This is a genomic window from Kitasatospora viridis, assembly GCF_007829815.1.
Taxonomy (GTDB): domain Bacteria; phylum Actinomycetota; class Actinomycetes; order Streptomycetales; family Streptomycetaceae; genus Kitasatospora; species Kitasatospora viridis.
This window is the reverse complement of sequence record NZ_VIWT01000004.1, coordinates 655,250-676,518: the sequence shown is the minus strand read 5'-3', so window position 1 is coordinate 676,518 and position 21,269 is coordinate 655,250. Positions and strand designations below refer to the sequence as shown.

Annotated in this window: 21 protein-coding genes; 5 read left to right on the top strand and 16 right to left on the bottom strand. The window is 73.2% G+C overall.

What is annotated here, in order from left to right; translation table 11 throughout:
• Positions 1-11: 11 nt before the first annotated feature.
• On the top strand, positions 12-683 hold the full coding sequence (locus FHX73_RS36655; RefSeq protein WP_145910318.1) for a nucleotidyltransferase domain-containing protein: 672 nt from the start codon (positions 12-14) through the stop codon (positions 681-683).
• A gap of 22 nt (positions 684-705) precedes the next feature.
• On the opposite strand, the gene FHX73_RS36650 is transcribed toward FHX73_RS36655, so the two are convergent.
• Positions 706-3,555 (bottom strand): ATP-binding protein, encoded by a 2,850-nt coding sequence (locus tag FHX73_RS36650; RefSeq protein WP_170305243.1) that lies wholly within the window; start codon positions 3,553-3,555, stop codon positions 706-708.
• Between the two features lie 348 nt (positions 3,556-3,903).
• Between FHX73_RS36650 and FHX73_RS36645 the strand changes: the two genes are divergently transcribed.
• Positions 3,904-4,437: a GNAT family N-acetyltransferase gene (locus FHX73_RS36645; protein WP_145910316.1), complete on the top strand. Its 534-nt coding sequence runs from the start codon at positions 3,904-3,906 to the stop codon at positions 4,435-4,437.
• 50 nt (positions 4,438-4,487) lie between these two features.
• Positions 4,488-5,030 carry an MOSC domain-containing protein gene (locus FHX73_RS36640; protein ID WP_145910315.1) on the top strand — a complete coding sequence of 181 codons (543 nt, stop codon included), beginning with the start codon at positions 4,488-4,490 and terminating at the stop codon, positions 5,028-5,030.
• Between the two features lie 23 nt (positions 5,031-5,053).
• Here the strand turns inward: FHX73_RS36640 and FHX73_RS36635 are convergent, their stop codons facing one another.
• From FHX73_RS36635 to FHX73_RS36620, 4 genes are all read right to left on the bottom strand, one after another.
• Positions 5,054-6,514: an MFS transporter gene (locus FHX73_RS36635; protein ID WP_145910314.1), complete on the bottom strand. Its 1,461-nt coding sequence runs from the start codon at positions 6,512-6,514 to the stop codon at positions 5,054-5,056.
• Between the two features lie 36 nt (positions 6,515-6,550).
• A complete protein-coding gene (locus FHX73_RS36630) occupies positions 6,551-6,784 on the bottom strand; it encodes a hypothetical protein (protein WP_145910313.1) in 234 nt (77 codons plus the stop codon).
• Between the two features lie 163 nt (positions 6,785-6,947).
• Positions 6,948-7,532, bottom strand: a complete 585-nt coding sequence (locus FHX73_RS36625; protein WP_145910382.1) for a GNAT family N-acetyltransferase — start codon at positions 7,530-7,532, stop codon at positions 6,948-6,950.
• 79 nt (positions 7,533-7,611) lie between these two features.
• Entirely contained in the window at positions 7,612-7,812 is a 201-nt protein-coding gene (locus tag FHX73_RS36620) for a hypothetical protein (RefSeq protein ID WP_145910312.1), read from the bottom strand.
• A 155-nt stretch (positions 7,813-7,967) separates the two neighbouring features.
• On the opposite strand from FHX73_RS36620, the gene pstS reads away from it, so the two are divergent.
• A complete protein-coding gene (pstS, locus tag FHX73_RS36615; RefSeq protein ID WP_246214101.1) occupies positions 7,968-9,068 on the top strand; it encodes a phosphate ABC transporter substrate-binding protein PstS in 1,101 nt (366 codons plus the stop codon).
• Positions 9,069-9,148: 80 nt separating this feature from the next.
• Here pstS and FHX73_RS36610 read toward each other — a convergent pair whose 3' ends face one another.
• From FHX73_RS36610 to FHX73_RS36595, 4 genes are all read right to left on the bottom strand, one after another.
• Positions 9,149-9,343: a hypothetical protein gene (locus tag FHX73_RS36610; protein WP_145910310.1), complete on the bottom strand. Its 195-nt coding sequence runs from the start codon at positions 9,341-9,343 to the stop codon at positions 9,149-9,151.
• On the bottom strand, positions 9,340-10,377 hold the full coding sequence (locus tag FHX73_RS36605) for a substrate-binding domain-containing protein (protein WP_145910309.1): 1,038 nt from the start codon (positions 10,375-10,377) through the stop codon (positions 9,340-9,342). The genes FHX73_RS36610 and FHX73_RS36605 overlap by 4 nt, the downstream gene beginning before the upstream one ends.
• A 301-nt stretch (positions 10,378-10,678) precedes the next feature.
• Positions 10,679-11,635, bottom strand: a complete 957-nt coding sequence (locus FHX73_RS36600; protein ID WP_145910308.1) for an ROK family protein — start codon at positions 11,633-11,635, stop codon at positions 10,679-10,681.
• Between the two features lie 149 nt (positions 11,636-11,784).
• The gene (locus FHX73_RS36595) at positions 11,785-12,957 is read right to left on the bottom strand and encodes an agmatine deiminase family protein (protein ID WP_145910307.1); all 1,173 of its coding nucleotides are present in this window, start codon (positions 12,955-12,957) and stop codon (positions 11,785-11,787) included.
• A gap of 125 nt (positions 12,958-13,082) precedes the next feature.
• Between FHX73_RS36595 and FHX73_RS36590 the strand changes: the two genes are divergently transcribed.
• The gene (locus FHX73_RS36590; RefSeq protein ID WP_145910306.1) at positions 13,083-13,697 is read left to right on the top strand and encodes a TetR/AcrR family transcriptional regulator; all 615 of its coding nucleotides are present in this window, start codon (positions 13,083-13,085) and stop codon (positions 13,695-13,697) included.
• 22 nt (positions 13,698-13,719) lie between these two features.
• Here FHX73_RS36590 and FHX73_RS36585 read toward each other — a convergent pair whose 3' ends face one another.
• From FHX73_RS36585 to FHX73_RS36555, 7 genes are read right to left on the bottom strand one after another with little or no spacing between them, the layout of a single operon-like run.
• Positions 13,720-14,592 carry a DUF4436 family protein gene (locus tag FHX73_RS36585; protein ID WP_145910305.1) on the bottom strand — a complete coding sequence of 291 codons (873 nt, stop codon included), beginning with the start codon at positions 14,590-14,592 and terminating at the stop codon, positions 13,720-13,722.
• Positions 14,589-15,800, bottom strand: coding sequence for an agmatine deiminase family protein (locus tag FHX73_RS36580; protein ID WP_145910304.1), 1,212 nt, complete (start codon positions 15,798-15,800; stop codon positions 14,589-14,591). Before FHX73_RS36580 ends, FHX73_RS36585 begins: the two co-directional genes overlap by 4 nt.
• 57 nt (positions 15,801-15,857) lie before the next feature.
• Entirely contained in the window at positions 15,858-16,778 is a 921-nt protein-coding gene (locus FHX73_RS36575) for an ABC transporter ATP-binding protein (RefSeq protein ID WP_145910303.1), read from the bottom strand.
• Positions 16,771-17,796, bottom strand: a complete 1,026-nt coding sequence (locus FHX73_RS36570) for an ABC transporter ATP-binding protein (RefSeq protein WP_145910302.1) — start codon at positions 17,794-17,796, stop codon at positions 16,771-16,773. The genes FHX73_RS36575 and FHX73_RS36570 overlap by 8 nt, the downstream gene beginning before the upstream one ends.
• Positions 17,793-18,650 carry an ABC transporter permease gene (locus tag FHX73_RS36565; protein WP_145910301.1) on the bottom strand — a complete coding sequence of 286 codons (858 nt, stop codon included), beginning with the start codon at positions 18,648-18,650 and terminating at the stop codon, positions 17,793-17,795. The genes FHX73_RS36570 and FHX73_RS36565 overlap by 4 nt, the downstream gene beginning before the upstream one ends.
• Positions 18,647-19,606 (bottom strand): ABC transporter permease, encoded by a 960-nt coding sequence (locus tag FHX73_RS36560; protein WP_145910300.1) that lies wholly within the window; start codon positions 19,604-19,606, stop codon positions 18,647-18,649. Before FHX73_RS36560 ends, FHX73_RS36565 begins: the two co-directional genes overlap by 4 nt.
• Entirely contained in the window at positions 19,603-21,246 is a 1,644-nt protein-coding gene (locus FHX73_RS36555) for an ABC transporter substrate-binding protein (RefSeq protein ID WP_145910299.1), read from the bottom strand. Before FHX73_RS36555 ends, FHX73_RS36560 begins: the two co-directional genes overlap by 4 nt.
• Positions 21,247-21,269: the final 23 nt, after the last annotated feature.

Genomic DNA, 21,269 nt, shown 5'->3' with positions numbered 1-21,269 from the left:
GCGCCGTCATCGTGCACGTCCTGCTCAGCGGCATCGTCGGCTCCACCGCCTACGGCCTGGCGCACGCCGGCTCCGACCTCGACCGGCTCGGCCTGTTCGCCGTGCCCACCGAGGAGTTGCACGGCCTGCACCGGCCGGCCGAGTCCCAGGTCACCAGCCGGCCCGACCGCACCATGCACGAGGCCGCCAAGTGGTGCCGGCTGGCGCTGGGTTGCAACCCCACCGCGACCGAGCTGGCCTGGCTGCCGACCGAGCTCTACGAGCGGCGCACCCCGCTCGGCGACGAACTGATCGGCATCCGCGCCTCCTTCCTCTCCGCCGGTGCGGTCCGCGGCGCCTACCTCGGCTACGCCGCCCAGCAGGTCCGCAAGTTGCGCTCCCGGGCCGAGCGCGGCCCGCTCGACGAGGAGGCCCGCCGCCGCAGCGAGAAGCACGCCCGCCACGTGCTGCGGCTGCTGCGCCAGGGCACCGGCCTGCACCGCACCGGCACCCTGGAGGTGCGGCTGCCCGACCCGGCGGCGATCCGCGCCGAGGCCGTCCGGATGGTCGCCGACCCCACCGTCGGGGAGACCCGCCTGGCCCGCGCCGAGCAGGAGTTCAGCAAGCCGGGGGTGCTGCCGGAGTACCCGGACGAGCGGGCGGCCGAGGCCTGGCTGCGGCGGGTCCGGGCCGCCTTCTACTGAGACCGGATCAACTGACGCGTCGTCAGTTCGCATGCTCCAGGCCGGCCAGGCGCAGCGCCGCCGAGACCGCGAGGCTCGGATTGGTGCGCTGGTAGAGCGTCACGGCCTCGCGCAGGGCGGCGATCGCGGCGGCTCCGTCACCGAGCAGTTCCAGGCAGTGGGCCGCGCCGTCCAGGGCCCGGGCCTCGTCGGCCGGGCTGCCGATCCGCTGCGCCATCGCGTGGGCCTCCCGGTACAGCGGCAGGCCGACCCGCGGGCCGGTGGAGTCGGTGCGCACCTCGGCCAGTCCGAGCAGGGCCTGGGCCTCGCCGTGGTGGTCGCCGATCGTCCGGTGGGTCGCCAGGCTGCGCTCCAGCAGTGCCTCGGACGAGCCGTGCTCGCCGAGCCGGTGCCGGGCCCGGGCCAGGGCGGTCAGCGCGTTCGCCCCGGCCTGCTGGGCGCCGAGTTCCTGGAAGATCGCGACGGCCGCCTCCAACAGCTCGGTGGCAGGGGCGAGTTCGCCGGCCGCGAGCCGGGCCAGGCCGAGCTCCTCGGTCGCGCCGGCGATGCCGTGGCGGTTGCCGAGCTCCCGGTAGATCCGCAGCGACCGCTCCTGCAACTCGGCCGCGGCCTGGTGGTCGCCGGTCGCCCGCAGCACCGTGCCCAGGTCCTTGGCCGCGGAGGCCTCGCCCTGGCGCAGGCCCAGCTCCTGGTAGGTGGCCACGGCGCCGGCCAGCATGTCGGCCGCGGCGGCCGAGTCGCCGGTGGAGTGGGTGGTGCGGCCCAGTTGGACCAGCACGTGCGCCCGGCCCAGCGGGTCGTCCAGTTCGCGGTGGATCGCCATGGCCTCCTGGAGCAGGGTGGCCGCCGCCGCGTAGTCGCCCACCAGCACGGCCCGACTGCCCAGCTCGTGCAGGGTGTTGGCCTGCCCGCGCCGGTCCCCGAGGTCGCGGTAGAGGGCCAGCGCCCGCCCGTGCACCTCGGCCATGCTCTCGAACTCGCCGGTCAGGTACCGCACCCGGCCGAGCTCGTGCAGGGCGTTGGCCTCGCCCAGCCGGTCGCCGAGCCCCAGGTAGACGGCCAGCGCCAGCTCGCAGGCCTCGACGGCCTGCGGGAAGTCGCCGCTCACCAGGCTGATCCGGCTGATGTCGCACAGCGCGTTCGCCTCGGCCCAGCCGTCCCCGGTCTCCCGCGCGGTGGTGATCACCGCCCGTTGCAGGCTGACGCACTCCTGCCAGCGGCCCTCGAAGCGCAGGAAGACGCTCAGCTCGCCGGTGAGCGCGCCGGCCGCGTCCGGGCGCTGGTGCGCGCGGGCGTGCCGGACGAGGGTCAGCAGGTTCTCCTGCTCGGCCCGCAGCCAGTCCAAGGCGGCGGCGCGGTCCGGCAGTTCGGGGCCGACCGGCGGGCCGGCGGGCAGGGCGGCGGGCAGGCCGGGGCGGGTGAACCGGTTCAGGTGGCGGTCGGCCTGCCGCGCGGTGTGCACGTAGTAGCCGAGCAGCCGGTCCAGCGCGGCGGCGCGCTCGGCCGGCGGGTCGAGCTCGGCCAGCGTCCGGGCGTACAGCCGGACCAGGTCGTGGAAGTGGTAGCGCTCCGGGGCGTGCTGGATCAGCAGGTTGTGGTCCAGCAGCGAGTCGAGCAGCCGCTCGCCCTCCCAGAGGTCGGTGCCGGCCAGGTTGGCGGCGGTCCAGACGTCGAACTCGGTGCCGGGCAGCTGGCCGAGCAGGCGGAAGAGCCGCTGCTCGGCGGCCGGCAGCGCGCCGTAGGAGGCCTCGAAGACGGCCGCCAGGTTGCGGTCCTCGTCCTGCAGCGTGACCAGCCGGGCGTTCTCGTCGTGCAGCCGGGCGACCAGCCCGTCGACCGCCTGCACGCCCCGGTGCCGCAGCCGGGCCGCGACGATCCGCAGGGCCAGCGGCAGGTTCCCGCACAGGCCGACGGCGGCGCGGATCGCCGGCGCGTCCGGGGAGAGCCGGGTGAGCCCGGCGACGTCCAGCAGCAGGCCGGCGGCCTCGTCCGGCGGCAGGGTGGCGAGGCTGACGGAGTGTGCGTCGTCCAGGCCGGTGAGGCGCTTGCGGCTGGTGACCAGCACCAGGCAGCCGGGCAGGCCGGGCAGCAGCGGGCGGATCTGGGCGGCGCCGATCGCGTTGTCCAGCACGATCAGGGTCCGGGTGCCGGCCAGCCGCTCGCGGTAGAGCGCGGCCCGCTGGTCCTGGTCGGCGGGGATCGTCTGGGCCGGGACGTCGAGCGAGCGCAGCAGCCAGTCCAGCGCGTCGGCCGCGCTGACCGGCTCCAGGTCGGTGTGGCCGTGCAGGTCGATGAAGAGCTGGCCGTCCGGGAAGTGCCGGCGGACCCGGTGGGCGGCGTGCACCGCCAGCGCGGACTTGCCGACGCCGCCCATCCCGTCGATCGCGCAGACCACCACGGGCCCGTCGGGGCCGCCGCCGGCGGCCTCCCGGGCGCGGTCGAGCAGGTCGGCGAGCTCCCGGGTGCGACCGGTGAAGGCGCGGGTGTCGGCGGGCAGTTGGCACGGGGCGGTGTCACGCGCGGGTGTCCCGGGTGTCGCGGGCGGCGCGGGCGGTTCGTCCGGCTCCTGTGCGTGCTCGGTCCGTTCGGCCCGCGGCGCTTGCGGCTCCTCGTCGGCGGGCTGTGCCGCGTGGAACAGCTGCCGCAGCCCGGTGCCGTCCACGTCGAGCGCGCCGATCAGGGATTCCAGCGCCTCCCGGGTGATCGGGCGCCGGCCGTTCAGCCAGCGCTGCCAGGAGGCGTGACTGTAGTGGGTCAGACCCTCCAACTGCTTCAGCGTCAGCTGCCGCTCGTCCTTGAGGGCGCGCAGCCGCTCCACCAGCTGCCGCTCGGCGGGCTCCAGCCCGTCGGGCAGCGCAGTCCAGTACGGCAAGACCAATCCCTCCGGACCAGCGCGACACCGGTGTCCCGTGCGTCACCGCTGTTCTGTAACGGCGACACACACCGCAGCTCAGGCGGCTGACGGTGTGTGTGATTGTCACACACACGCGTTCCCCTCTGGCAGGGGCGTCGCGGAATCAGCATCATCTTGGCGGCGGTGCGGGTCACCGGGGGCGCGTCCACGGGGGAGGCGCGCTGACCTGCACCGGCCGGTCGCCCGGCGCGACAGTCTCGGGGCGGACCCGAACAGGGGACGGGTCCGCCCCGACCCGCGCCGCGCGGCGGGGGAGCCCCGGAAAACCCGGTGAGCGGCGCAACCGCCCGGGGCTAGCATCGCCCGATGTCCATCGACTACTTCCAACGCGGTGACCGCGTCGCCATCCGCCACCTGACGCCCGCCGACCGGGCCGAGTTCACCCGGCTCGCCCAGGAGAACCGCGAACTGCACCACCCCTGGATCTCGCTGGCCCGCACCGACGAGGAGTTCGACGCCCTGCTGGCCCGGTTCGCCGACCACGAGGTGCGGCAGGGCTTCGTGATCTGCCTCCCGGAGACCGACGAGCTGGTCGGCTACGTCTCGATCAGCAACATCGTCCGCAACGCCTTCCAGAACGGGACGCTCGGCTACGGCGCCTTCGTCTCCGGGCGCGGCCTGGTCACCGAGGGCGTCGGCCTGCTGCTGCGGCACGCCTTCGACACCCTCGGGCTGCACCGGCTGGAGATCAACGTGCAGCCGGCCAACACCGGCTCGATCGCGGTGGCCAAGCGGCTCGGCTTCCGGCTGGAGGGCGTGTCGCCGGACATGCTGTTCATCGACGGCGCCTGGCGCGACCACGAGCGCTGGGCCATCACCGCCGACCTGGTCACCGGGTAGCCGGGGCGTAGACTCCGGCCCGGACGGATGTTCGGGTTGAGGGGGTCTCGATGGGCGGCACGGTCAGGGCGGTCAGCAGCAACGGCGAGTACGCCTTCACCAAGCCGAACCGGCCGGCGATCACGCTGCTGGCCGGCCTCGGGGTGGCGGGCGACGTGCACGCCGGGGTCACGGTCAAGCACCGCTCCCGGATCCTGCGGGACCCGACCGTGCCGAACCTGCGTCAGGTCCACCTGATCCACGAGGAACTCTTCACCGAGGTCGCCGGGGCCGGCTTCACCGTCCGGCCCGGCGACCTCGGCGAGAACATCACCACCACCGGCGTCGACCTGCTCGGCCTGCCGGTCGGCACCCTGCTGCACATCGGCCCGACCGCGGTGGTCGAGGTGACCGGCCTGCGCAACCCCTGCGCGCAGATCGACGCCTTCCAGCCCGGTCTGCTGAAGCAGGTGGTCCACCGCGACGAGCGGGGCGCGGTGGTGCGCCGGGCCGGGATCATGGGCGTGGTCCGCGAGGGCGGCGAGGTCCGGCCCGATGACGACATCCGGATCGAGCTGCCGGCCGGGCCGCACCGGCCGCTCGACATGGTCTGACGCCGCCTCGGACCGTCAGGCGCTCACTGGTGACGGCGCGAGCGGAAGTCGGCGAGCGCGCAGACCAGCGCCGCCAGCTCGAAGCCGAGCGCCACCAGCACCCCGAGCTGGAACGCCCCCGCCCAACTGCCGTGCGCCGCCAGGTGTGCGAAGAAGACGGCGCCCACGCAGGCCACGCCGGTCGCGGTGCCCAGCCGCTGGGCGGTCTGCAGGATCCCGCCGGCCGTGCCCGCCCGGGCCACCGGGACACAGGCCAGCGCCAGGCTCTGGTTCGGCGCGATCACCAGGCCCGAGCCGATCCCGGCCACCAGCAGCGGCGCGGCCGTCGCGAGCGCCGCGCCGTGCCCCGGCACCAGGTGCACGGCGAACGCCGCGAACGCCGTCCCGATGATCACCGTGACCAGGCCGACGATGATCACCAGCCGGCCGTGCCGGCTGACCAGCCGCCCGCCGAGCGCGGCCGAGACCGCCGAACCCAGCGCGAACGGCGTGATCGCCGCGCCCGCCTGGAGGGCGGTGTACCCCAGCCCGCGCTGCAGGTAGAGCGTGAAGATGAAGAAGATCGTGGTAAACCCGGCGAAGTAGAGCAGCCCGAGCAGGGTGCCGAAGGTGTAGGACCGCAGTCGGAACAGCGTCAGGTCCACCAGCGGGGTGCGGCAGCGCCGCTCCCAGACGACGAACACGGACAGCAGCACCAGCCCGAGCGGGATCAGCAGCCACTTGGTGTCGCCCTGCCACTGCTGCTCCTGCACCAGCGGCAGCAGGATCGCCAGCAGGCCGGCCGCCAGCAGCCCCACGCCCACCAGGTCGATCCGCCGTTCCAGCACCGCCTCGACGGCCCGGCCCCGGGTCGGGATCAGCTTGAGCGCCAGCGCGAACGCGACCACGCCGATCGGCAGGTTGACGAAGAACACCCAGCGCCAACCGTCGTGCGCCCCGGCCGCGTTGATCAGCAGACCGCCCGCCAGCGGCCCGACGGCGGTGGCCAGGCCGACCGTGGTGCCGAAGTAGCCGAACGCCCGGGCCCGCACCGCGCCGCTGAACATCTCCTGGATCAGCCCGGAGATCTGCGGCCCGAGTAGGCCGCTCGCCATGCCCTGCACCAGCCGGGACACCACCAGCGCGGTCGCGCTCGGCGCCAGCCCGCAGGCGCCCGAGGCGACCGTGAAGAGCGCCAGCCCGGCCAGGAAGGCGGTGCGCCGCCCCCAGAAGTCGCCGAGCACCCCGGCCGGGATCAGGGTCAGGCCGAAGGTCAGCGCGTAGCCGGAGAGCACCCAGGAGAGGTCGGCCGGAGAGGCCCGCAGGCCCTGCTCGATCGAGGGCAGCGCGACGTTCACGATCGAGACGTCGAGCAGGCTCATGAAGCCGACCAGGAGGCAGACGGCCAGCGCCTGCCAGCGGCGCCGCTCGATCCGCTCGGCCTCGGAGCGCGCGTCGTCCGCGTCCGTGCTCCGGGTGGTGCTCGGGGGAGGGGTGGGGCTCATGCTGGCCTCCGGCGGGGCGGGGTGCGGCTGCTGGGCTCAGTTCTCCCAGACCTGCTGCCCGGGGCGGGGGTAGACGCAGTAGCGGTAACCCTCCGGGGCGTGTCGCCGGGCCGTGTTGTCCGCCGTCCGGGTGACACCGGCCGGATGGTCGGCCCGGTCGGCGGACTGCCAGCGGCAGAGCCAGGGCACCGGCACGGGTGCGACCGCCTGGCAACCGGTGGAGCCGGCGCGGCCGGGTCCGTGCGTGCCGCCGTCGTGCCTGCGGTCCATGGCGGCCTCCTGGGATTGCGCCGTCCGGGTGCTGCGTCGATCGGGCGGAAGGGCCCTTACTCGCAGCGAAGCACGTGCCGCGCCGCCCGGCACCCGCAGCCCGGGACCCGGGGTTCCGGGCGGTCCAGTGGTCAGCCGGTCAGGCGGTCAGATGGTCGGGCAGTCAGGCGGCGCGGGTCAGGTGCCGGGCGCGCTGGTCGGAGGCCAGCCACTCCTCGGTGAGCAGCGACCAGACCTGCTTGTCGTGCCGGACCCCGTTGTGCGGGTAGGCGGAGCGGCGCACCGCGTCCAGCCGCATGCCGGCCCGCTCGGCGACGGCGCGGCTGCGCGCGTTCTCGCTGCTGGTCACCCACTCGACGCGGTGCAGGCCGCGCTCGACCAGCGCGTACTCGATCAGGTGCCGCACGCCGGCGGAGACCAGCCCGAGGCCCTCGCCGGCCGGCTCGGCCCAGACGCCGATCTCGGCGACCCCGAGCTCGGCGTCGAAGCGCGGGTACATCACGCCGCCGACCAGGGTGCCGGCCAGCCAGATGCCGTAGATCCGGGCGGTGTCGGCGGCGGCCCGGTCGGCGTACCGCTGCAGGGTGGCGCGGGCCGAGTCGCGGTCGGTGCTGGCCGAGGCGAAGCCGATGAACCGGTCCAGGTTGGCCCGGGCCCGGTCCATGTGGGCCAGGAACTCCTCGGCGTGGCAGGGTTCGAGCGGCCGCAGCTCGGCCGGGTGCGCGTCGGACAGGGGCAGGCTGAACACCGGGGGTTTCTCCTCCATGAGTACATAACAAACGTTTGGTACGTACTCGGGGGACTCTACCGCCTCGGTGCGCGCCCGGTCAGCCCCGGCCGAAGAGCCTGCGGAAGAAGCCCGCCCGGCCCGTGCGCCCCGCCTCCGACGCCTGCTCGGCCTTCGCGGACCGGTGGTCGCCGGGGCAGCGCTGCGCGCGCGGGACGTCGGCCAGGACCTGCTCGACGTGCATGCCGCAACCGGCGTAGCTGGGCTTTCCGCAGGTGCGGCAGGTGGTGCGTCGGCACATGTCAGGGACTCCTTCGGGGTGCTGTTGCCTTCGAGAATACCCCATGGGGTATCTGGGCGGGTCCGGTCGACCGCCATTTGCCCCTGGTTCACGCCCGCTTCGGGCGGCCGGACGCCTGCGGCCCCTAGCGTGTCGCCGGACGGGGAGGAGTCGTGGTGAAGAGCATCACCCGGGTCGTGGCGAACAGCGGTGCGCTGGTGCTGGCCGGCGTCCTCACCCTGGCGGGGTGCGGCAGCGACGGCGGCAAGGGCGGTGGTGGCGGCGGGGCGATCGCCTGCCCCGGCGGCCCGGGCACCCTGCTCGCCGCCGGCTCGACGGCGCAGGCGCCGGCCATGGACCTGTGGCGCAACCAGTTCCAGCGCGCCTGCCCCGGACTGAGCGTCAGTTACGGGGGCGGCGGCTCCGGCGCGGGCGTCCAGCAGTTCGAGGCCGGCCGGCTCGCCTTCGCGGGCACCGACGCCGCCCTGACGGCCGGTGACACCGCCGCCACCAAGGCCGCCTGCCCCGGCGGCCAGGGGATCGACCTGCCGATGGTGGGCGGCCTGGTGGCGATCGTCTTCAACGTCGACGGGGTGACCGGGCTGACCCTGGACGGGGCGACCACCGCGAAGATCTTCGACTCGCAGATCAAGAAGTGGAACGACTCGCGGATCGCCGCGCTCAACCCGGGCGTCGCACTCCCGGACGCCGACATCACCTCCTTCCACCGCTCGGACGACTCCGGCACGACCTTCAACCTGACCTCGTACTTCGCCGCGACCTCCGGCGGCGCCTGGCCGGCCCCGGGCAACAAGACCTGGAAGGGCGAGGGCGGGCAGTCGGCCACCGGGAGCGCGGGCGTCTCCGCCCAGGTCGAGCGGGTGAAGAACTCGATCGGCTACGTCGAACTCTCCTACGCCCAGCAGGACAAGCTGAACGCCGCGAAGATCGCCACCGCGCCCGGCCGGGCGGTCGCCGCGAGCGCGGCCGACGCGGCCACCACGATCGCCGCCTCCTCGGTGGCGGGCACCGGCGCCGACCTCGCGCTCCGGCTCGACTACGGCACCACGGCGGCCGACGCCTACCCGATCGTGCTGGTCACCTACGAGGTGGTCTGCGACAAGGGCAACAAGCCGGCGACCCTGCCGGCGGTGAAGGCATTCCTCGGCTACACCGCCTCCGCCGCCGGCCAGCAGGCGATCGCCGGCGCGGGCTACGTGCCGCTGCCGAACGCGCTCACGGGGCGGGTGAAGGGCGTCATCGACAAGCTGGGCTGACCCGGGGTCAGGCGGTGGTGGGACCGGCTCGTCGGCGAAAGTCGGCGAGGGTCGGCGAGGGTCAGGGGGTGGCCCGTGGCTCAGCCGAGGAACAGGTGGAAGACGGCGGCGGCGCCGACCACGGTGAACAGGACCAGGTCGACGGCGGCCGGGCGGTGCCGGGCCCGCGGGGGCGGCTGGGGTGGCTGGAGCGGCGCGGTGGGGAGTGTGGGCCGGTAGCGGGTGCAGCGGCGGCGCGCGGGGTGGGCGCGCCGGCCGCAGTGGCGCACCGTCACGTGCAGGTCATGCCGGAGGACTGCCAGTTGCTCGCGTCCACCATGGTGGTCGGCGCGAAGGTCTCGGGCGGGAAGTCGGTGCCGTTCCTGAGCTTGTCGTACATGGTCTGCACGGCGAGCGCGCCGACGTCCTTGCCGTTGATGAACAGCGCCGCCTTCATCCCGGAGGGCTTGCCCGCCGCCCAGTCCTTGCAGGCGAGGTAGGCGCCCAGGCCGACGCCGATGATGTTGTCGGGGGAGATGCCCGCGTTCTGCATGGCCGTCACCCCGCCCTGGACGTTCTCGTCGTTGCAGCCCCAGATGATCCAGTGCTTCACGCCGGGGTTGGCGGTGAGGGTGGCGGCGACCTTGTCCTGGGCGCCGGTGGGGGTGTTGTCGGTCGGCACGTCGATCACCTGGACCCGGGTGCCGTCGGCGGCGAACTGCTCGTCGGCGGCCTTGACCCGGTCGCTGCAGACCGTCACGTCCTGCTGCCAGGCCGAGATGATCCGGGTGTCGGAGGGGTCCCAGCCGCTGCTCTTGAAGAGCGCGGCGGCCTTCTGGCCGACCTGCTGGCCCATCTGGTCGCCGCTGAAGCCGACCCGGGGCAGCAGGTCCTGGTGCGCGCAGCCGGCCGGATCGGGGCCGGTGGCGCAGACCTGGTCGTCGGAGGTGAGCAGGGCGATCTTGGCGTCCCGGGCGCTCTGCACGACCTGGGGGCCGACCGAGGGGTCCGGCAGCACGGCGATCAGGCCGTTGGTCTTCTGGGCGATGGCGGCCTGGGCCTCGCCGACGGCTCTGTTGGCGTCGGTGCCCAGGTTCACCACCTTGAGGTCGACGCCGAGTTGGGCCGCCTTGGCCTTGGCGCCGGCGGCCTCGTCGATGAAGTACTGCTGGTCGCCCTGCTTCTGCAGGTAGGTCAGGGAGATCTTGCCGGTCACCTTGCCGACGGAGTCGGCGGAGGAGCCCGACTGGCCGCTGGAGCAGGCGGTGAGTCCGAGGACTGCGGACAGGCCCAGCGCTGCGGCGGGGACCAGGCTGCGGGAGGGGTGCATGAGGGTTCCTGGGGGTGGATGAGCCGCTAGGCCCTGGTGACAGGCCCTGGTGACACAATCAATCAGAAGCAACAGGGATCGAACGAGATGTCACAGTAGGAAACGCAGGGTGGCGCGCAGCGTCAAGATCTCGCGCACGGTCCGGGGGGTATCGAGACGCTCTCGTTATGTCACCGGTGACATTGCACGTTTTCGCACACGCAACCCGCCCCGCCTGGCGCGCTCGCCGACGGGACGGGTGGGGTGAGGTTGGACGGGTGAGGCCGGGTCAGCCGCCGCGTGGCCGCCGCTCGGCCGTCGCTCAGTCGTTCGCGAAGGCGAGGGCGGCGGCGCCGATCACGCCGGCGTCGGTGCCGAGCGCGGCGGGCAGCACCGCGAGGTCGCGGGTGTACGAGAGCGTGGCGTAGTCGGCGAGGTGACGGCGCAGCGGGGCGAGGAAGAGCTCGCCGGACTGGGCCACGCCACCGCCGATGACCACGGCCTCCAGGTCGACCAGGGCGGCGGTGTTGGCGATGCCGACGGCGAGGGCGCGGGCGGCACGGTCGAAGGCGGCCAGCGCGACGGGGTCGCCGGCCCGGGCCGCTTCGGCGACTGCGGCGGCGCTCCCGTCGCCGGTGGCGTGCCAGCCGGCCTCGCGGGCCCGGCGGGCGATCGCGGTGCCGCTGGCGAGGCCTTCGAGGCAGCCGCGGGAGCCGCAGGGGCAGGGGTCGCCGTCGGGGTCGAGGCTGATGTGGCCGAGGTGGCCGGCGTTGCCGCTCGGGCCGGGGCGGACCCGGCCGTCGAGGACCAGCCCGGCGCCGACGCCGGTGGAGACGACGATGCACAGCGCGTCGCGGTACTCCCGCGCCGCGCCGCGCCAGTGCTCGGCGGCGGCCATCGCGACGGCGTCGCCGCCGAGCACCACGGGCCGCTCGCCGACGCCCGGCTGCTTGCGGACCTGTTCGACCAGCGGGAAGTCGCGCCAGTGCGGGATGTTGACGGGGCTGACGGTGCCGCGCCGGGCGTCCACCGGGCCGGCGCTGCCGACGCCGATCGCGCCGACCCGCTCCCAGAGCGGGTGCCCGGTGAGCGCGTCCAGGGCCTCGGCGACGGCGGCGAAGACGGTGTGCGCCGCGGCGGTGGCGGGGGTGGGCACCTGGTGGCGGTGGATCAGCTCGCCGGTGGCGCTGACCAGGCCGGCGGCGATCTTGGTGCCGCCGATGTCCAGCGCGGCCGCCAAGGGCGTGTCGGGGGTGCCGGTGGCCTGGTGGAGCGTCATGGTCGTTCCTTGAGGGGCGGGGGTCGGGGGCTCGATTCTGGCGCCCTTTGACAACGTTGTCTACGTTGCCCCGCCTGTCTCGCCGAGGTCTGTCCACGTGCCGGTGGGCTGCGGCGCCCCCGGTCGAGGTGCGCCGCAGCCCGGCCGGCTCAGACCGCCGGCTGCTGCTGGGTGACGCAGTGGATGCCGCCGCCCTGGTTGCCCAGGTTGTCGATGTTGAGCTGCACCACCGTGCGCCCGGGGAACAGGCTGCGCAGCACTGACCGCGCGTTGGCGTCCGCCGAGCTGTCGCCGAACTGCGCGGAGATCACCGCACCGTTGCAGACGTAGTAATTGGCGTACGAGTCGACGAAGTTGACGCTGGTCGCGCGGATCAGGTTGTAGTCCGGGGACTGGAGCGCGGTGACCGAGATCGGGCCGCCCAGGGCGTCGGTGGCCGAGGAGAGGGCGTTGTACTGCTGCTGCTCGTCGTTGGACCAGATGTCCGGCGGGTCCGCCGGGTTGGGGGTCTGCACCAGGCCGCCGCCGGGCGCGAGGAACCGCGAGGTGGCGTCCACGTGGTCGTCGGTGATGTCCTGGCCGCTGATGCCGGTGAACCAGATCACCTCGCTCGCCCCGTAGGCCGCGCACATCGCCTGCTCGATCTGGCTCTGCGTCAGGTTGGGGTTGCGGTTCGGGTTGACGATGCTGCTGCTGGTCGCCATCAGGGTGCCCGCGCCGTCGGTCTCGATCGCACCGCCCTCGCTGACCAGGCCGGCCGCGGTGAAGGTGATGCCGAGGTAGGCGGCGACCCGCTGGGCGACCAGCGCGTCCTTGGCGTGCGTCTGCTTGTTGCCCCAGCCGTTGAAGTTGAGGCCGACGGCGTCCAGCCCGCCCGCCCCGTCGGTGCGGAAGACCGGTCCGCTGTCGCGCATCCAGCAGTCGTCCACCGGGATGGAGCCGATCACGGTGACGTTGGAGTTGCTGCAGGCGCGCCGGGCGGCGGACACGCTCGCGGAGTTGGCGAGCACGAACACCGGTTCGTACTGGGCGATGGAGTTGGCGATCAGTGCGATGTTCGCCTGCATGCCGCTGAGTTTGCGGCCGTAGATCGCGGTGCTGTCCGGCCAGGCCATCCAGGTGCGGGTGTGCGGGGCGCTGTCGATCGGCACGGTCATCGCGCCGGCCCGCGGCGACCGGGTCCGGGTCCGGGGGCGTCCGGCGGTGGCGGCGGTGGCGGCCGTGGCCGGGCCGGCGCTCGCCGCCGTGACGGCCAGACCGGCCGCGGTCAGGCCGGCGGCGGTGAGGAATCTGCGCCGGTCGAGCCGGTGGGGGCTGCTCATGTGGGGGTTCTCCAGTCAACTCGCGCTGGGGGTAACGGGATTGACTGAAGGCTAGAACTGACCAAGCGCTCGGTCAATTGTTTGCGCAGGATTCGCCCGGCCCGGGTGTCGTTAGAGTGGCCGCCATGGCGACTCGTGCGAAGGACCAACTGCCCCCGGTCACCCGCTCGCGCTCCTCGGCCAAGGGCGAGCAGACCCGGGCCCGGCTGGTCGCGGCCGCCCGCACCCTGCTGGCCGGCGAGGGCGCGGCGCGCTTCACCACCCGCAACGTGGCCGCGCTCTGCGGCATCTCGCACGGCATGTGCCACTACCACTTCCAGGACCGCACCGAGCTGATCGTCGCAGTGATCGAGGACATCCGGCCGGAGTGGATCACCCCGCTGGAGGAGGCGGTGGACGGGCCGGGCGACTTCGCCGAGCGTGCCGAGCGGGTGATCGGTCTGCTCACCCCCACCGAGGACCGGGACGTGGCGCACCTGCACTCGGCGCTGCACTGGCTCGCCCTCAACGACGACCGGGTCCGGGTCGCCCTGGAGCAGGAGTACCGGCGCTGGCGGCGCTGCTTCGTGCGGCTCTTCGAGGTGCTCGCCGAGGAGCGCGGCGCCGGCGTCGAACCCGGGCCGCTGGGCGAGGCCTTCGCGGCCGCCGTGGACGGGCTCGCCGCGATCCGCTCGCTCGGCTCCGAGGTCGAGGCGGGGGCGGTGCTGCGCACCCTGATGGTCTCGCTGGCGAGTGGCTGACGGGGAGCAGACTGACGGATCGTCAGGTCAGTAGTGCCTCGCGGCGTTTGCGGCCCTCCACCCGGAACCCGGTGACCACCGTGACCACCAGGCTGGTGGCGATGATCGCCTCCGCCCAGAAGAACGCGACGTAGTCGATCAGCGAGCCGATCGGCGGCGAGCCGGGCGCCGCGTTGCGCATGCCGACCAGGGCGAAGAGCGTCGCGGCCATCCAGCCCAAGGAGGGCCAGACCAGGCCCTGCCGACTGCGGTAGAGCACCTCGGCCCCGGCCATCACCGCCAGTGCCAGCGCCCACATCGCCGCCATCATGAAGTAGGCGAGGATGAAGGTGCTGCGGGCCCGGGTCACCTTGGCGTCCAGGAAGGTCGAGCCGGCCGCGGCGGGCGTGCTGGTCGGCCGGACGAAGAAGAACGGGTCGGTGTCGCCGAAGACCAGGCCGACCGGCACCGCGCCGTCGGCGTCGTTCGCGGTGAAGGCGGCGGAGAACCGGTAGCGGTCGAACGGGTAGTCGGTCTCCGTGCCGTCGTAGAGGACGGCCTGCACGGGCAGCGGGTTCGCGCCCCGGCCGGGCACCGTCTTCACGCTGCCGGTCGCCGCCGACTCCGCGGTGATCTCCACCTGCTTGGCGAAGACCGGCGAGTCGGTCGCCTCGGCCAGTGCGCCGTGCGGCACCGCCGTGACGTAGAGCGTGAGTTGCTGGGTGGAGGAGTCGATGTCCTGGGCGGTGATGTCCAGTTCCACCCAGTCGGCCACCGTGGGCAGCGAGAGCTCCCGGGTCTGCTGGCGGGTGTCCCGCTCGTTGAAGTAGAGCGCCAGGCCGGCGCCGACCAGCACCAGCAGCAGGAGTGTCAGCAGCGCGAACCGGTTGTGCCGCAGCCGGCCGAACGGGCTCATGAACCCGAGGAGTTGGGCACGGCCGGCTGCTGCTGGGTGGAGCAGTGGATGCCGCCGCCGCCGGAGGCGATGTGGTCGATCGACACCTGGACGACCTTCCGGCCCGGGTACTGGTCCTGGATGATGCCCGCCGCGTTGGCGTCAGCCGACTGGTCGCCGAACTTCGGCACGATCACCCCGCCGTTGACCACGTAGTAGTTGATGTAGGTGGCCAGGAAGTTCTTGCCGGAGCCCGAGATCAGGTTGAAGTCCGGTTCCGGGACCTGCACCACCTTCAGGCTGCGGCCCTTGGCGTCGGTGGCCGAGTTCAGCACCTGGAGGGCCTGGTCGGAGGCCTGGCTCCAGACGTCCGGCGGGGTGTTGGCACCGGGCCGGTGCAGCAGCACCGTACCGGTGGAGCCGAACCGGGCCAGCGCGTCGATGTGGCAGTCGGTGATGTCCTGTCCCGCCACGCCCTTGACCCAGACCACCTTGGTCACCCCGAACAGGTCCTTGAAGGCGGCCTCGATCTGGTCGCGGGACTTCCCGGGGTTGCGGTTGTCGTTCACCCAGGAGCTCTCACAGGCCATCAGGGTGCCCTCGCCGTCCACCTCGATGCCGCCGCCCTCGCCGGTGATCGGCGCCTGGGTGCGCGGGATCTTGTAGTGCGCGAGCAGGTTCTGGGCCACCTGGCTGTCGTTGGCGTGGGTCTGCTTGTTGCCCCAGCCGTTGAAGTTGAGGTCCACTCCGCTCAGGCCCTGCGGGCCGAGCACGAAGGTCGGCCCGGTGTCGCGGGCCCACAGGTCGTCGACGGTCAGCTCGATCACCTCGACCGAGGAGCCGCACATCTGCCGGGCCTGGTCGGCCTGGTCGCTGCGGGCCATCAGCACCACCGGCTCGAAGCCGGCGATGGCCTGGGCCAGGCCCGCGATGTCCTGCCGCACGCCGCCGAGTTGGTCGCCCCACGCCTCCTCCAGGGCCGGCCAGGCCATGAAGGTGCGGGTGTGGGGCTGTGACTCGGCCGGCATCGTCGCAGCCGCGGCGGTCGAGGTGGAGGCCGGGGCCGAGGGGTTCTCGCCGGTCGGGGCCGACGAGCCGCTCGGCTGCTGCCCGCCCGAGGAGCCCGATGAGTCCGAGGAACTCGACGAGCAGCCCTCGACCAGTGCCAGCCCGGCGAGCGTCAGCCCGGAGCGCAGCAGTGCGCGGCGGGACGGCGGGGGGTACTCCATGGCGGCCTCGGGTGCGGGTCGGTGACGGCTACCCGCTGCACGATACGGAGCGCCGGGTCAGGATTCGGCGCGCCGCACCCCGCCATCCGGGCGAATCGGTTCTCCGTCAGGTTCCCTGCCCGTTTCCCCGTCCCGCAGCGCCCGGCGGGCGGCGGCGATCTGCTGCGGATCCCAGCCGGGTCGCGGCACGGACTCCAGCAGCAGCCGGGTGTACGGGTGCCGGGGCTCGGCCAGCACCTCGGCCGTGCGGCCCTGTTCGACGATCCGGCCGTGCCGCATCACGATCACCTGCTCGGTGACGCAGCGCACCACGCCCAGGTCGTGGGTGATGAACAGGTAGCCGATCCCGGTCTGTTCGCGGATGTCGGCCAGCAGGTTGAGCACCTGCGCCTGCACCGAGACGTCCAGCGCGGCCACCGCCTCGTCCAGCACCATCACGGTCGGCTGCACGGCCAGCGCGCGGGCGATCGCCACGCGCTGGCGCTGGCCGCCGGAGAGTTGGCGGGGCAGCGCCGAGGCGGCGCGGGTGCCGAGGCCCACCTGGTCGAGGAGTTCGGCGATCCGGCCCGCGTGGTCGGTGCCGGGGAAGTGCAGCCGCAGGGTCTCGCGGAGCACCCCCTCGACGCTGGTGCGCGGGTCCAGCGAGAGGAACGGGTCTTGGAAGACCATCTGGATCTCCCGGGCCCGGGCCAGCCGCTGGGCCTTGCCCCGGGCCCGCGCGGTGCGGTCCCGCCCGTTCAGCAGCACCTGTCCGCCGTCGGCCCGGTCCAGTCCGACGATGATCTTCGCGGTGCTGGTCTTGCCCGAGCCGGACTCGCCGACGATCCCGAGCGAGCCGCCCGCGGCGAGCGTGAAGGAGACCTCGTCCACGGCCCGGACGGTGCCGAACGTCCTTCGCAGGCCGGTGACTTCGAGTACGGCCGCAGTCGTCGGTCCAGTCGTCGGCTCAGTCGTCCGCTCAGTCGTCGGCTCAGGCATCGGCGGCGCTCCCTTCGAGGCTGTCGCTGTGGTGGCAGGCGGCCAGCCGGCCCGGCTCGCCGGGCGCCGGTCGCGGCTCGGGGGCCTGCTCGCGGCAGATCGCGGTCGCGAACCGGCACCGCGGGGCGAACGAACAGCCCGTCAACTCCTCGCGCAGATCGGGCGGTTGCCCGTCGATCGCGGCGAGCCGACCGGTCGGCCCGGCCAGGTGCGGAGTGGCCGCGAGCAGGGCCATGGTGTACGGGTGGCGCGGCGCGGCGAACAACGCCCCGGCCGGCCCGGTCTCCACGATCCGCCCCGCGTACATCACGCAGACCCGGTCGCTGATCGCGGCGGCCAGCCCCAGGTCGTGCGTCACGAAGAGCAGTGCGGTGCCGAAGCGCTCCTGCAACTCGCCGAGCAGGGCGACGACTTCGGCCTGACTGGTGACGTCGAGCGCGGTGGTCGGCTCGTCGGCGAGCAGCAGGATCGGGTCGCCCATCAGCGCCGCGGCGATCACCACGCGCTGCAGCATGCCGCCGGAGAGCTGGCCCGGGTAGCGGTCGAGCACCGCCCCGGTCAGCCCGACGGCCTCCAGCAGCTCGGTGGCCCGCCGGTCGGCCGCCGCCCGGTCCACGCCGCCGGTCAGGCGCAGCGACTCGGTGAGGAAGTCGCCGACCTTGCGCAGCGGGTTGACGGCGGCCCGCGGATCCTGGAACACCATGGCGACCTGGCCGGCCCGCAGCAGGCGCAGGCGTTGCTGATCCATCGTCAGCACGTCCTCGCCGGCCACCGCCACCTCGCCCTCGGCCACGGCGCCGCTGGGCAGCAGCCGCAGCACGGCGCGCGAGGTGAGGGTCTTGCCGGAGCCCGACTCGCCGACCAGGGCGACGGTCTCGCCGGGCCCGACGTGCAGGTCGACCCCGTCCAGCACCGGCCGGGCGGTGCCGGGCAGGCGCAGCCGCAGCCCGTGGACGTCGAGGGTGCGGGCCCGGGAGCCGCGGTCCTCGACCGTGCGGGTGTCGAGGGTGGGGGTCATCGGTCATCCCTCCTGGCGACCTGGTCGGCCCAGCGCTCGCCGACCACGTTGAACGCGACCACGGTCAGCACGATCGCCAGGCACGGCAGCACCGCGGAGAGCGGGTAGCCGCGCTGGATCGCGGTCTGGCCGTCGAAGACCATCCGCCCCCAGTCGGGGGTGAGCGCGGGCACCCCGACCCCGAGGAACGACAGGCCGGCGAGGTCGATCAGGGCGTAGCCGAAGTTGATGGTGGACTGGGCGAGCACCACCGGGGCGATGTTGGGGATCACGTGCCGCAGGCAGATCTGCCAGACCGAGTGGCCCTGCACCCGGTAGGCGGCGACGTAGGGGCGCTCGCGCTCGGCGAGCACCAGCGCGCGGGCCAGCCGCGCCACGTACGGCAGGTAGGCCAGCGCGAGGGCGAGCACCGGGGCGAGCAGGCCCTCGCCGTAGATCGAGACGACCAGGATCGCCAGCAGCATCCCGGGGAAGGCGAAGACCAGCTCGGTGGCCCGGGAGAGCACCGAGTCCAGCCAACCGCCGCGCCAGCCGGCCGCCACCCCGACGGCGAGCCCGGCCACGGTGGAGAAGACCACCACGCCGAGCGGGCCGAGCAGTGAGGTGCGGGCGCCGAGCAGCAGCCGCGAGAGGGTGTCCCGCCCGGAGGCGTCCACGCCGAGCGGGTGGCCGCCGGTGGGACCGGCCAGCGCGTTGCCGAGGTCGACCGCGTTCGGGTCGCTCGGTGCCAGCCAGGGGGCCAGCAGCGCGGCCAGCACCACCAGCACCACGAAGCCGAGGCAGACCAGGTAGAGCGGCTGCCGGGCGGTGCGCAGCCTGCCGAGGCCGCGGCGGCGGGTGAGGGCCAGGGTCATCCGGCCGACCTCCGGTCGTTCAGGGTGATCCGGGGATCGACCAGCGGGTGGAGCAGATCGACCACCAGGTTCACCACCATGAAGAGTGCGACGATCAGCAGGGAGATGGCCTGCACGGTGGGGAAGTCCTTGGTGGTGGTGGCCAGTTCGAGGAGCTGGCCGATGCCGCCGATGCTGAACGCGGACTCCACCAGCACGGTGCAGATCAGCAGGGTGGAGACGATCAGGCCGGCGGTGGTGAGCACGGTGCCGAGCGCGTTGCGGAAGACGTGACGCCAGATCACCTGACGCTCCGGCACCCCGCGGCTGCGGGCCACCGCGACGTGCTCGCCCGCCAGCTGCTCCAGCATCGCCGCCCGGGTGACCCGGGCTAGCATGCCGATCAGGTAGAGGGCCAGCGCCACGGCCGGCAGGGTGAGGTGCCAGACGGTGTCGGCGAAGCCCTGGCCGGTGCCGCCGGTCGGGAACCAGCCCAGCCGGACCGCGAACAGGCCCTGGAGCAGCACCGCCGCGACGAAGGACGGGGTGCCGACCGCCACCGTGGTGGTGACCAGGATGGTCGAGTCGGTCGCGCCGCCGCGCACCGCGCCGACCCAGCCGAGCAGCAGGCCGATGGCCAGCACCAGCAGCAGCGACATGGCGACCAGGGTCAGCGTGCTGGGCAGCCGGTCGGCGAGCAGCCGGGAGACGTCGGTGCGGTACTCGATCGAGCGGCCGAAGTCGCCGTGCGCGATCTGGCCGAGCCAGCGGAAGTAGCGCACCGCGAACGGGTCGTTCAGGTGGTACTGCGCGTTGATCGCCGCCAGGGCGGCCGGCGAGGCCGACCGCCCGGACAGGAGGAAACTCGCCGGGTCGCCCGGCGCCAGGTACATCGCACCGAAGATGACGAAGGAGGCGCCGAGCAGGGTGACGGCCATCTCCAGCAGCCGCCGGAGGGCGAACCTCAGGAAGCTCACTGCGCGGCCCCCACGTCGGCCGCCCACGGGTAGTAGAGGTAGGAGATGGTCGTCGGGGCGCCGGTGATCCGCTTGTTCAGGAAGAGCGAGGTGGGCCACTCGGCGACCGGGATCCAGAGCACCTGGTCGGCCGCCTTCTGGTTCAACTGGGCTTCCAGGGACAGCCGCTGGGCCGGGTCGTAGGTCCCGATGGCCTGCTTGGCCAGGTCGTCGTAGGACTTGTCGCTGTAGCCGGAGTAGTTCTGGTAGGAGCCGGTCTGGAAGTTGGTGAGCAGGTCCATCGGGTCGGTGATGGACAGGTAGTAGGTCTCCGGGAACATGTCGATCCCGTCCCGCGCCTTGGGGTCGGTGAAGAGCGCGGTGAAGGCGTTCGGGGCGATCGTCTTCAGCTGGATGTTCAGCCCGATCCGGGCGCCGGCCGACTGCACGGCGGTGGCCAGCAGCGAGACGTCCTGGCCGATCGAGCTGGTCGCCATGGTCAGCGTCTTGCCGGTGGCGCCGGCGTCCTTGACCAGCTGGGTGGCCTGCGCGATGTCCGCGGCGGTCGGCGGCAGGCCGTTGAAGGCGGCGGCCTGCGCGTTCGGGTCGGCGCTCCAGGCGGCCTTCGCGGTCAGCGAGGTGGTCACCGTGCCGGCCCCGCCCAGGCCGGTGTTGACGAAGCCGGAGCGGTCCAGCGCCAGCGAGAGCGCCTTGCGGACCCGGACGTCGCCGAGCGCCCCCTGCATGTTGGTGATGTTGACGTTGACGGTGCTCAGGCCCTCGCCGAAGTAGAGCGTGCCGGCGCTGGTGTTGCGCAGGTGGGCGTAGCTCTCCGAGGGGATCAGGTAACCGCCGTCGACGTCGCCGGTGAGCAGCGCGTTGGTGCGGGCCGAGGAGTCGGTGAGGAACTTGAAGACGACCTGCTTGGCCTTCGCCTTGGTGCCCCAGTAGCCGTCGAACCGGTCCAGGTTCAGGGACTGCCCCTTGGTCCAGGTGCCCAGCTTGAACGGGCCGGTGCAGTCCAGGCTGCCGGTGGTGCCGTAGTCCTTGCCGGCCGCCTGCACGCCCTGGGCGCTCGCGACCACTCCGGCCGTGGTCGCCATGTACTGGAGGAACTGCGAGTCCGGCGACTTGAGCTTGACGGTCACCTGGAGCGGGCCGGTCTTGGTGATCGAGTCGACGTTCTGGAAGACGCTGGCCCAGGCGGAGCTGTTGTTCGGGTCCATCTGCCGGTTCAGGCTGAAGACCACGTCGTCGGCGGTCATCGTGCCGCCGTCGTGGAACCGCACGTTCGGCCGCAGGTCGAAGACCCAGGTGTTCGGGTCCGGGTTGGTGGCCTGCTCGGCCAGCCCCGGCTGCTCGGTCAGCTGCGGGGTCCACCGCATCAGGCTTTCGCAGACGTTGGAGAGGATGGTGTTCTGCGGGTAGTCGAACGCCTGGATGTAGTCCAGGGTCGGCGGCTCGGCGTAGGTGGCCCAGCTGAACGAGTCGATCTCGCCCTTCGCGGCGGGGGTGCCGGCGGAGAGCTTGAAGGGCAGTTGGTCACCGCTCTGCCGGGGCGGGCCGGCGCAGGCGGTCACCAGCGCGAACGCGCTGAGCGACGCGAGGGCCAGGCTGACGGCTCTTCCGCCCCGGGCGGGGCGGCGTGGGGTGAGGGTCATCGGCGGATCCTTGGCAGGTGAGG